12 protein-coding genes are annotated in these 11,038 nt (G+C 63.4%); 5 read left to right on the top strand and 7 right to left on the bottom strand.

The genetic code is table 11. The features are described from left to right. The first annotated feature begins 192 nt into the window (after nt 1-192). The 5 genes from pufB (at nt 193) to QZX93_RS26885 (ending at nt 3,114) form a co-directional block, all read left to right on the top strand. On the top strand, nt 193-342 hold the full coding sequence (pufB, locus tag QZX93_RS26865; RefSeq protein WP_295389055.1) for a light-harvesting antenna LH1, beta subunit: 150 nt from the start codon (nt 193-195) through the stop codon (nt 340-342). Between the two features lie 48 nt (nt 343-390). After that, a complete protein-coding gene (gene pufA / locus QZX93_RS26870; RefSeq protein ID WP_295389054.1) occupies nt 391-585 on the top strand; it encodes a light-harvesting antenna LH1, alpha subunit in 195 nt (64 codons plus the stop codon). Nucleotides 586-769: 184 nt separating this feature from the next. Next, nucleotides 770-1,351 carry an isopentenyl-diphosphate Delta-isomerase gene (gene idi, locus QZX93_RS26875; protein WP_295389053.1) on the top strand — a complete coding sequence of 194 codons (582 nt, stop codon included), beginning with the start codon at nt 770-772 and terminating at the stop codon, nt 1,349-1,351. A gap of 30 nt (nt 1,352-1,381) precedes the next feature. Further along, nucleotides 1,382-1,807 carry a secondary thiamine-phosphate synthase enzyme YjbQ gene (locus QZX93_RS26880; RefSeq protein ID WP_295389052.1) on the top strand — a complete coding sequence of 142 codons (426 nt, stop codon included), beginning with the start codon at nt 1,382-1,384 and terminating at the stop codon, nt 1,805-1,807. Continuing rightward, entirely contained in the window at nt 1,804-3,114 is a 1,311-nt protein-coding gene (locus QZX93_RS26885) for a RuBisCO large subunit C-terminal-like domain-containing protein (RefSeq protein ID WP_295389051.1), read from the top strand. The genes QZX93_RS26880 and QZX93_RS26885 overlap by 4 nt, the downstream gene beginning before the upstream one ends. Nucleotides 3,115-3,168: 54 nt before the next feature. On the opposite strand, the gene QZX93_RS26890 is transcribed toward QZX93_RS26885, so the two are convergent. The 7 genes from QZX93_RS26890 to bchO form a co-directional block, all read right to left on the bottom strand. Continuing rightward, the gene (locus QZX93_RS26890; protein ID WP_295389050.1) at nt 3,169-3,324 is read right to left on the bottom strand and encodes a hypothetical protein; all 156 of its coding nucleotides are present in this window, start codon (nt 3,322-3,324) and stop codon (nt 3,169-3,171) included. Between the two features lie 12 nt (nt 3,325-3,336). Continuing rightward, nucleotides 3,337-4,527 carry a phytoene/squalene synthase family protein gene (locus tag QZX93_RS26895; RefSeq protein WP_295389049.1) on the bottom strand — a complete coding sequence of 397 codons (1,191 nt, stop codon included), beginning with the start codon at nt 4,525-4,527 and terminating at the stop codon, nt 3,337-3,339. After that, nucleotides 4,508-6,037, bottom strand: coding sequence for a phytoene desaturase (locus QZX93_RS26900; protein ID WP_295389048.1), 1,530 nt, complete (start codon nt 6,035-6,037; stop codon nt 4,508-4,510). Before QZX93_RS26900 ends, QZX93_RS26895 begins: the two co-directional genes overlap by 20 nt. Before the next feature lie 274 nt (nt 6,038-6,311). Next, nucleotides 6,312-7,856: an ATP-binding protein gene (locus tag QZX93_RS26905; RefSeq protein WP_295389047.1), complete on the bottom strand. Its 1,545-nt coding sequence runs from the start codon at nt 7,854-7,856 to the stop codon at nt 6,312-6,314. Nucleotides 7,857-8,017: 161 nt separating this feature from the next. Beyond that, nucleotides 8,018-8,608: a hypothetical protein gene (locus QZX93_RS26910; protein ID WP_295389046.1), complete on the bottom strand. Its 591-nt coding sequence runs from the start codon at nt 8,606-8,608 to the stop codon at nt 8,018-8,020. 350 nt (nt 8,609-8,958) lie between these two features. Beyond that, nucleotides 8,959-9,681, bottom strand: a complete 723-nt coding sequence (locus tag QZX93_RS26915; protein WP_295389045.1) for a hypothetical protein — start codon at nt 9,679-9,681, stop codon at nt 8,959-8,961. A 142-nt stretch (nt 9,682-9,823) separates the two neighbouring features. Continuing rightward, the gene (bchO, locus tag QZX93_RS26920; RefSeq protein ID WP_295389044.1) at nt 9,824-10,717 is read right to left on the bottom strand and encodes an alpha/beta fold hydrolase BchO; all 894 of its coding nucleotides are present in this window, start codon (nt 10,715-10,717) and stop codon (nt 9,824-9,826) included. Between the last annotated feature and the right edge of the window lie 321 nt (nt 10,718-11,038).

The raw sequence follows: 11,038 nt of genomic DNA on the forward strand, positions 1-11,038 counted from the left end.
CGCGTCTATAATGGGCCAAGGTCTTAGGAGCGCGGATCGGCCGATCGGGTCCGTGCATGGGGGGGACCGCTGGCGCTGCTGCGGCGGAGATCGGATTCATGCGGTCGTGACCGCTGAGGTCACGGCAATTTAGATCGCGCAACGTGCGCAAAGTCGGCCTTCACGGCCATCTTGATACGAGAGGGTAATTCCATGGCTGAGAACAAGAGCACTAGCATGACGGGTCTGACGGACGACGAGGCGAAGGAGTTTCACGCCGTTTTCATGTCGAGCTTCGGCGGTTTCGTCGGGGTCGCGGTGGTCGCCCATGTCCTGGCGTGGGGCTGGCGTCCCTGGCTCTAGTAGCCGGACGTTCACGACCGTTCCATCAACTGATTAGGAGTTAAACCAATGGCTGAAAACATGTACCAGATCTGGAAGATCTTCGATCCCCGTCGTAGCCTGATCGCCCTGTTCGGCTTCCTCGGTGTGCTGGCCGTGCTGATCCACCTGATCCTGCTCAGCACCGCCAACTTCAACTGGCTCGATACCGCCTATGCCAAGGCGCCGATCTCGCACCCGGCCCCGGCCGCGCTGAAGAAGTAGATACCAGATCTGCGCAGCGGTCCGGCCAGGCTCGGCGACGACCGGGCCGGTCCGCTCTGACGGCGGGTCTCGGCGCAGACCATTTGCGTCCGGAGCGTCTGATTGGACCTCCGGTTTTTTTTTGCAGAAGAGTTATGCCGCCTGGCTTAGTGCGTAGGTTCTCTGTCGCCTTGGAGATGAAAACGTGAAGGCAGCGATCGTCCCACAGCCCCCGGAGGGCGCCGTGCCGGCCGGGCAGCAGGACGCCGACGAGCGCGTCATTCTGGTGGATGGCGATGACCGCCCCTTGGGGGATGGCGACAAGTTGGAGGTACATCGGCTTGGGCAACTCCACCGGGCCTTTTCTATCTTTATTTTCAATGCCAAGGGCGAGGTCTTGCTGCAGCGCCGCGCGGCGGTCAAATATCACTTCGCCGGTCACTGGTCGAACAGTTGTTGCGGCCACCCCCGCCCGCGTGAGCAGACCGCGCCCGCGGCGGTGCGACGCTTGGGGGAAGAACTCGGGTTTCAGACCGCGCTCACCGAGCAGATGCAATTGGTCTATCGCGCCGAAGACGCGTGCTCAGGGCTCATTGAGCATGAATATCTGCATGTGTTTCTGGGGCGCTATGACGACGATCCACGCCCCGATCCCGCGGAGGTGGGGGCTTGGCGCTGGAGTTCGGTCGGCGCAGTCAGGCGTACCCTCGTCAAATCCCCACACCTGTTCACCCCCTGGTTTCAATTGATTGCCGAGCGCGTCTTGGACGCCGCGTCCGCCGACTGACGCCCGACCATTGGGCCAGGAACAAGCCAAATGCAAATCGTTTCTCGAACGCTCACGCTCGAAACCACGCAACCGATTGAGTTGATCGATATCACCGCGCTGGTAGTGGACGTGTTTGACGCTGCCGGGCTGCGCGACGGCTTGCTCAGTCTGCACTCCCCGCACACCACTGCTCACATCAATCTCAATGAGCGTGAGCCGCAGTTGCAGCTCGATATGCTGGACTATCTGGCCCGCCTGGTGCCGCGCGACGGCGATTACCGTCATAACCGCGAACCGATCGACGGCCGGGATAACGCCCATGCCCACCTGATGGGGCTCGCGATGAATGCCACCGAGACCATTCCCTTTGCCGATGGCCGTCTGCTCCTGGGAGGCTGGCAATCGGTCTTCTTCGTCGAACTCGATGGGCCGCGTGCGCAACGCCAGGTTCACGTGCAGTTGCTCGGCCGATGACCCCCGCTGACCTGCCCGGCTTTTTCGCCCGCCGTGAAGACCTGAACGCGGCGGACTTCATTGAGCTCGACTACGCCTTCGAGTGCTACGGCGATCCACGCCTGGCCGCCGCCCACCTGTGCAGCGAGCAATCCACCGCGCAATGGCACCGGGTCGGGATCGACGAGGATTACCGGCCCCGCTTTGGTGCTAAGGTGTTGGATCTACAGGTCGAGGGCCGACGCCCCGCGCCGAGCTATGCGACCGGGGCGACCACGGGTGCCGGCGCCGGTGAGGTCTCGGTCTGTCGGGTGACCATCGCCCACCCCCATGGTAACTTCGGCCCGCGCATTCCCAACCTGCTCTCTGCGGTGGTCGGCGAGGGCGTATTCTTCGTCCCTGGTATCCCGCTCATCAAGCTCTTGGACCTGCGGATGCCGGACGGCTTTTTGAGCGCATTCCCCGGGCCGCGCTTCGGCATTGCCGGTATTCGCGACCTGCTCGGTGTTCACGACCGCCCGATCTTCTTCGGCGTCATCAAGCCCAACATCGGACTCCCGCCGGAGCCTTTTGCCGAACTCGCGTATGAGGGTTGGCTCGGCGGACTCGACGTGGCCAAGGACGACGAGATGCTGGCGGATGCGCCATGGTGCCCGTTGGCGCAGCGCTCGGCCCAGCTCGGGGCAGCGCGCCGACGCGCCGAGACCGTCACTGGGGTGACCAAATGCTATATGGCCAATGTCACCGATGAGGTCGATCGGTTGATCGAACTCCACGACCTGGCCGTTGCCAATGGCGCCAACATGTTGTTGATCAACGCCCTGCCGGTGGGGCTGAGTGCCGTGCGGATGTTGAGCCGGCACACCCGGGTCCCGCTGGTCGGGCACTTTCCCATGATCGCCGCCCTGAGTCGGTTGCCGGGTTACGGGATCCATACCCGCGTCATCACCAAGCTCCAGCGACTCGCCGGGCTCGACGCCATCGTCATGCCCGGTTTTGGGGGGCGGATGGGGATGGATGAGGCGGAGGTTCTGGAGAGTGTTGCGGCCTGTGTCGACCCCATGGGTGGACTCGCACCCAGCCTGCCCATTCCCGGAGGGAGCGATTGGGCCGGCACCCTGGAGGGCGTTTACCGCCGGGTCGGCAGTGTCGATTTCGGCTTCATCCCGGGGCGGGGCGTATTCGGCCATCCAATGGGGCCCACGGGCGGGGCGGCGAGCCTGCGCCAGGCGTGGGAGGCGATTGCGCAGGGGGTCAGTATCGACGAATACGCACAAACCCATCCGGAACTGAGCGCCGCCATTGCGGCGTTCGGGGGTAGGGGTTAGCGAGCCTACTCAAACACCTTGGCGAGCTTGGCGTCTTGGCGTGAGATATTCGGGCTAGGGTGCCGGCGGCTCCCCTCGGGTGGGCTGAGGCGCCGCCTCCGACCCCGCGCCCCGGTCTGTGCCGGGGTCTTTACGCAGGGCGGCGCGTTGGGAGGACCAGAACCAGCCCAATAGAGCGACGATGAACAGCAGTTCGATCAGTCCTCCCATCGCGTGACCTCCTCAGTCAACGGACACGGCAGACAGCGAGCTCCCCAGGGGGGAACGCATGCCGCTGTATTGCTGACGACGCTCGCGGTCACGCTCCTCCAGCCGCTGGAACAGGTCCGCGACGAACAGGACACGACTCGCAACTGTCGCCGGCGGGCGATCGATCTGGATGGGGCTGGTCGGTGTCAGCACGCCTTGGGGGTTGATCGACATGGGCTTGATCGATGTGGGCTTGATCGATGTGGCGTTGATCGACTGACCCAGCGGCTGGGCCTTGATCGCCTCGATCAGGAAGCTGGTCTCCGGCAGCGGCGGCAGTGAGCCGAGCCGGCGGGGCAGGGTGGCGGCCAGCACCCGCGGCAGCAGTTGGGCCTTGCGACTCGGCGAGACCACGGCGCGGCTACAGATCGAATCCATGCCACGGCGACCGACCTCATGCCCAATCTCGGCATAGAGATGACGGGCGGCACCGATGCCGGCGCGGCAGCGCAGGGGCAGACGGGAAATCCCCTCATCCGAACGGGCGTAGAGTTCTTCCGCTGCCGCCAGCAGGCGGGCGACCACCCGTCCCAGGGCCGGATTCCAGACCGGGTTGGCCAGCCAGGCGTCCGGGTCAAGACCCTCTTCGCGCAGCCACTGCCGGGGCAGATAGAGTCGCCCGTTGGCGGCATCCTCACCCACGTCCCGGGCGATATTCGACAGTTGCATCGCCACGCCCAGGTCACAGGCGCGCGCCAGCAGAGTGGGGTCACGCACCCCCATCAGGAGGGTCATCATGGCCCCCACGGCGGCGGCCACGCGGGCGGAATAGGCATAGACCGAGGAGATATCCTCGTAAATCCGGCCCTCCGCATCCCACGCAAAGCCTTCAATCAACGCATCCAATAGAGTACGGGGAACAGCGAACTGGTGGACCACATCGGCCAAGGCGCGGTCAGCGGGAATCTGCATGGGACGGCCGGCATACACGGCATCGAGCCGCTGACGCAGTGCGATCACGGCGTCATGGGGGCGGGTGGCGAGATCGATCTCGTCATCGGCGATCCGGCAGAAGGCATAGAGGGCCGTGGCCGGTTCGTAGACCCGTCGCGGCAGCAACAGGGAGGCAGCATAGAAGGAGCGGGAACCCCCGCAGAGCAGGTCGCGGCAGGCGACCTGATCGGCGGGGGTCGAGAATCGCAGATTAAGCGAAGGTTGACGCATCGGGCACCACCGTATCGAGTACACGGGCGGATGAAATGACACCGGGTACCCCGGCGCCGGGATGGGTCCCCGCCCCCACCAGATAGAGGTGACGCACCTCCTCACTGGCGTTGTGTGGACGGAACCAGGCACTTTGCCAGAGCACGGGCTCCAGGCTGAAGCCGGCACCCTTGAAGGACAGGAGCCGGTTTTGGAAATCGAGCGGGGTAGTCACCTTGGAGGTGACGATATTCTCCGATAGCCCCGGTAACAGGCTCTGCTCCAGATAGGCGCAGACCGCCTGACGGAAGGGCTCGGCCTGCGTCGTCCAGTCGGTGCCGCTATCCAAGTGCGGAACCGGGGCCAGGGCGTAGAAGGTGTCGCAGCCGGGCGGCGCCACCGACGGGTCGGTGGCGGTGGGCCGATGCAGGTACAGGCTGAAGTCCTTGGCCAGAATCTTGCGTTTGAAGATGTCTTGCACGAGCTCTTTGTAACGCGGCCCCATCAGGATGGTGTGGTGTAGCACGTCCTGGTGTTGACACTTGGTGCCGAAGTACCAGACGAAGAGCCCATTGGAATATTGCGAGCGCTTGATCCGCCAGTCCGGCCAGTGGTGGCGCTTCACCGAGGGGATCAGGTTCTTGTAGGTGGTGGCCGGGTCGACATCGGAGACGACGATGTCGGCCGCGATCTCCTCCCCGTTCGCCAGGCGGACCCCGCGGGCCGTGCGGTTGGCGGTCAGGATCTCGGCCACCTGCGCCCCGCAGCGGACCTGGTTGCCCTGGCCCTCGATCAGGCCGACCAGGCCAGTCACGATGGCGCCGGTCCCGCCGATGGTCGAATGCACCCCCCATTCGCGCTCCAGGAAGGAGATCAGGGCGTAGATCGAGGTCACCGTAAACGGATTGCCCCCGATCAGCAGGGGGTGGAAGGACATGATGGTCCGCATCCGCTCGTCCTTGATATAGGACGACACCAGGCTGTATACGGAGCGGTAGCTCTGAAGCTTCATCATGGCCGGGACGATCCGCACCATGTCCATGACGGTGTTGAAGGGCTTGTGGGCGAGTTGCTCGAAGCCGACCCGGAAGATCGCCTCGCTTTTTTTCAGGAAGCGCTGGTAGCCGTCCAGCTCCCCGGGGGCGAAGCGCAGGATCTCCGCGCGATTGCGCTCGGGGTCGCCGCTGTAGTCGAAGTGCTCGCCATTATCGAAGCGGATGCGATAAAAGGGCTCCATCGCCCGCAGCTCGACCTCGTCGGCAAAGCGCTTGCCGCACAGCGCCCACAGCTCATCGAGCAGGAAGGGGGCCGTGATGATGGTGGGGCCGGCGTCGAAGCTGAAGCCGTCCTGGTGGTGGACATAGGCCCGCCCGCCGGGGGCGTCGAGCCGCTCCAGCACCGTCACCCGGTAGCCCCGCGCGCCGAGCCGCACCGCGGCGGCCAGGCCGCCGAAGCCGCTGCCGATGATGACCGCATGGGGCTGGCGACCGTGGGAGGTGGACGGGGAGGCTTTACCGGGCGCGACTGTCAACTTAGGTATACTCTTGGGGTGTCAAGACTGGTTGACAGTATAACACCCAAGGGCTTTGTGTCGCCTGCTTTTGGCCCGCCAACCGCGCGACGGCTGAGGTCCGGCGCGACGACGCCCCCTCCCTCTCGCGACCCCGCTTCAGCGGTGCCACGCGTGTGTCAGGCGCCCTGCGCCGCGAGCGCCGACGACCGGATGATGGTCGAGTCCGTTTGGCTGAAGGGGGTAACAGGCGGTCGTGAGACAGCCCGTAGGGTCCGCTGTGCGGACCAGCGATCTACAGTGTCTCGACCTCGAAGCCGACGACGCCGCGCCGCTCGCGGCTGAATTCGATCCCGATCAGATGGATCGGCTGCTCAAGCGCGCGGTAGGGGTCGGCATAGCCGCGATCCTTGATCTGTTGCAGTGCGCGGCCGTCCGGCTCCAGTTCGACCACCTTGAACTCGAACAGCCAGACGCCGCCGTTGAACTTCAGCGTCAGGTCGATGCGGCCGTGGCGGCTGGCCTCCTCGGCCGTCAGGTCCAGTCCCAACGCGGCCAGATGGCTGTAAAAGACGCTGGCGTAATAGCCCTCATAGCGGGCAATCGGATTGCCGGTGTGCCACTGATACGGGATCGCCGCGAACAGGCTGTCGAGATGGGCGCGCAAGCCCGCGAAATCCGCCGCTACCAGCACGTCATAGAGCCGGGCGACGGCGCGCTCCGCCTGCATGGGATCGCCCATTAGCGCTTTGAGCAGGGCATCGTTCAGGGCGCTCTCCACCTCAAGGTTGGGATAGCCCAAACGGTATTCGAGCCGGGCGCCGACCCGTCGCGAGCCGGCAAAGGTGAGATAGCCGGTCTGCCAGAGCAGGGCCTCGGACGAGATGTTCTCCACATCGAAGGTCGACAGCAGCGCCTCGGATGCGTGCAACTGGCCCAGCGCGGGCGTGAAATAGCCGCGCGCCATGAGGAGCTCGACCAGAAAGGTCGGGGTGCCGGTCTCGAACCACCAGGTTCTGAATTCGCGCTCCAGAAAAAGTAACAGCAGGTCGAAGGGGTTATAGACCGCCTCGCCGGTCCAGTTGTAACCGTTGTACCAACGCCGGACCTCGTCCCGTTCGAGCCCAACGAGCTCCGGTGCGAAGACGGTTTCCAAATCCATGTCGGTATACCCGCACAATGCCGAATAGTCCGCGGACACAGTGATGTCACGCAGATTGTTCAACCCGGAGAAGATGCTCACCTTGCTGAACTTGCTCACCCCGGCGATGAAAACAAAGCGGACATGGGCGTCATTGTCCTTGATGACCGAATAGAGATTGCGCAGGCCATCGCGCAAGGCGCGGGCGACTTCGGGCGTGGTCAGGTTGTCGAGAATCGGCTTGTCATATTCGTCGACCAGCACCACCACCCGTTGGCCGGTCGCGGCATGGGCCAGCCGCATCAGCTCCGCGAAGCAGCCCCCGCTCCCCACCTCGGTGCAACGCAACCCCAGCGCGGCCAGATTGATCCGCAGTTGCTCCCCGATCTTGTCCTCCAGCTCCGCGGGATCCTGCACCCCGCCGCCGCCGAAGCTGATCCGGATGACCGGGTGCGGCGTGCTCCAGTCCCACTGTGGGTGGATCGCGAGCCCCCGGAACAGCGGCTCGTTACCGGCGAAGAGTTCACCCAAGGTGTCGAGCAACAGCGACTTGCCGAAGCGGCGCGGGCGCGACAGGAAATAGTGGGTGCCTTCATCGAGCAATTGCCGGATGAAGCCGGTCTTGTCCACATAATAGTGGTCGTCCGCGCGGATCTTGGCGAAGGTCTGGATGCCGATGGGGAGTTTGCGGCGGTGCATGCTGATGCCTCTTGGACGGGAATCGTCCGGAGAAAAGTAACGGGGCGTCGTCGGTCTGTAACTTACCCTCGTGACACCGTTGCGCGGTATCACGCCTGTGTGAGGCGCTGTGCGCCTCGAGTACCGGGTGTGATGACCCGACCAAACCGGAGGCCGAGGCTTCAGCCGGTGGAGGCTTGGCGCACTGTCTCAATCCCGGCAGTCACCCCGCGCTCCGTGGCCTCGCGCGTTGCCACAAAGCCGACCAAGGCCAGGAGTTTGTCTCTGGCTGGCCCGTTCAGGTCCCGCCCATAGCGGCTGTCATAGTGCGCGCAGTCCTCGACCGCGAGGCGATAGCCGTCCGCTGGCGCAGCGAGCGGGTCGAGGTAAAGGGCTAGGCCCTCCTCTATGAGCATTAGGTCATGGTCCGCGATGATACGGATCGGCCCCCACTGTTGGCGGGTGAATTGGTTCTGAATATTCTGAAAGGCGCGGAGCCGTCGGTAGAGCAACTCGGTCGCCCCCAGCTCCGGCCCGGCCGCCGGTTGCTGCAGCAGGACTGCTCGAGCCAGCGCAAACAGGTCCGCGGCCTCGCCGGTGGCGGCGGAGCCGCGTTCGGCCGCCCGTTCCGCGACCCAGAGCCCGAACGCACGCAGGCGTCCGGGGTGTTTGAACCACTTCTTGAGCACCGTGAGGCGCAGCACGTCCGCATGGCCGGTCAGATCGATCTCGGCGATGACCGAAGAGAGCTGAGTTTGGAGGGAAGGGGGCATATTGGCGGTCCTCCAGCGATCCGGGGTTGAGGGCTGTCGGTCGGGTTAGTCGCTCGCGACAACCCGACGCAGAGTCTGCGTATGTCGGGTTACGTTGCGCTAACCCGATCAACGGGCCGTCAGCGCTACCATGCGCGCCCGCAACTCGCCATCAGTGCGCCTTTCTCACCATCACCCGGGCGGTTAAGATTGGGGAGAGTTCTTATGGTCCTCTTTATCCGCTTCCGCGTATTGTGTTTAAGCGAAGCATACGAGGTTATCTTGATCGTCGGTCCCCGGATAGCCTTTGGTAGGTTGGCGTTCAGGCCGATTGAGCGAAGCAAGGGGTTCGGAAACGCGAGTGGGCTCGGTCATTTGTATTCATAGCGACTATAGGTTATTGATGTAATATAGCTGCAGTCCTTGCCCCATGAATCTTCCGCCCAAACATCAATGCTACTTCCGTCATCGTAGGAATATTCGTAGGTCCTGCTACGATCAAACGAATGACTCGTCTTTAATTGGCCATGGATCTCAGGCAGATCAACTTTTCTTAAAATCTGATTAATGTCACGAGTCAAGAATGATGCGTCAATTTTTGGTCGATCAAATTTGCAGGTGAACTGATGAATGTTTTCGCTACACTCATTGTTTGGTGCATCTGTTCTTAAGAAGCGATAAACACGCCCAAAACTCCTTTGCGAGGCAGCTCCTTTCTTAGGGCCGTTATAACCCGGGCAAGCATAAGCAGCGCAATCAACACTTCTCCACTTCGATTGCGGGCCGTCCGGTGACTGTGTGTAGTGCCATCGCTCGGGGTCGTACGAAGCTAACGCTTGTTCGCACGGAGATTTTTGGTTGGCGGTAAGTGTTTTTGCTTTTCGGTCCGCTTTGTTTGTAGGTAGTAACAGATAAACAACAATTGCCAGAACGACAAAAGCGCCAGCGACATCTTTCCTGGTGATCTTTCTATCCAGCTTTCTTAGCGCGCGGTCGCGCCGGCTAATCTTTACCAGAAGCCTCCAAAAAAAATACAGCCCAATGCCGAGAAGCAGCGCAAATGCACCAATTGCCAATAATGCTTCAATGTTCATGGTTTACGCGTAACTCCTAACAGTTTCCTGGCTGCCAGTGCGTCAAAAATCAAACCCAACATCGCGCCACCCCACAGCCGTTTCGCACTGCTCCGCTCCTTAAGCCTGAACAGGCTCCGACGCGCGTCGGACCTGGGTCCACTCAGGCGGTCTCCTTGAGCAGCCCGATCCGTTCGGCGATCCCACGGATCAGGCCGGCGACGATCCCAGGTGCCTCCTCATGCGCCAAATGGCCAAGCCCGGGGATGATATCAATCTCGGCGGATGGCACCATTTTACGCACCCGCCGTGCCTCCGCCGGGCGGACGGTGCCGTCGTTTTCGGCGACCATGAGAAAGAGTGGCGTGGTGAGTTGCGGCAGGTCCTGCCCCAGGGGTCCCAGGTCCCAGTTGGCCATCATCTCGATGGCGGCGCCGGTGTGGCCGGGGGTGGTGACCAGGCGGCGGTAGAGGTCGACGCCGCGGCGGTCCAGGCTGGAGCCGGTGCTGGCGACCAGGCGCTCGACCACGCTCGGGTCGCGGCTGCGCCAGGCGAAGAAGCGGGTCAGCAGCGGATGGGTCGCAAACAGCCGGGCGGCGGGGGCAAACCATTTCCCGGCCGCGCCGCGCAGCGGCAGCAGTGCGCCGTTGAGGCTGATGAGTGCCCGCGGGGCGATGCGCCCGTCCAGACACATGCGGATCAGGATGGCAGCCCCGGCGGAGTGGCCCAAGACCAGGTCGGGCTTGACCCCCAGGGTGTCGAGCAGGGCGGCGAGGCTGGCGGCCATGCCCGGCAGTGAAAGACCCTGGCCGCCGGGGGCCTGGGTGAAGCCATGGCCCGGCAGGTCCGGGGCGATGACGGTGAAGTCGCGGGCCAGGAGCGGCATCAGGTCACGCCAGGAGTGGGTGGCGGCACCGGTGCCATGGACCAGCAACAGGACTGGTCCAGTGCCCATCTGCTGGACGTGCCAGCGCAGGTCGCCGACCTCAATAAATTGGCTGGCCTCGCGATTTGGCCAGTCGCGTCCTTCTTTGTTCCAGTCAGGTCGTCGGTGCATGGCGATTCGTAACTCGAAGAAACATTGTCCGCTAATGAACGCGAATGAACGCAAATGAAGAAAAAAGCGTCCAGTCCTTCCGCCTGAGTAGGCGCCCGACGCGCGCTAGAGTCCCATCGCGGCCTCACCGGCGCGGGAGTCGAACCGCGTAGCGGGTGCTACGCATGGGTTGTCCCCAGAGGCGTTGATCATAACTCCGGCCACCCGACCTCTCGTGACCCAGCTCCAGAGGCTGGGCAAGTATTCGCAGACACCAAACCTCGCCGCGCCTGGGAGCGCCGACATTCTGTCGGCGACGGCGCGAAGCGCCGTTGGACCCTC

The organism is uncultured Thiodictyon sp. (assembly GCF_903946935.1).
Classification (GTDB): Bacteria; Pseudomonadota; Gammaproteobacteria; order Chromatiales; family Chromatiaceae; genus Thiodictyon.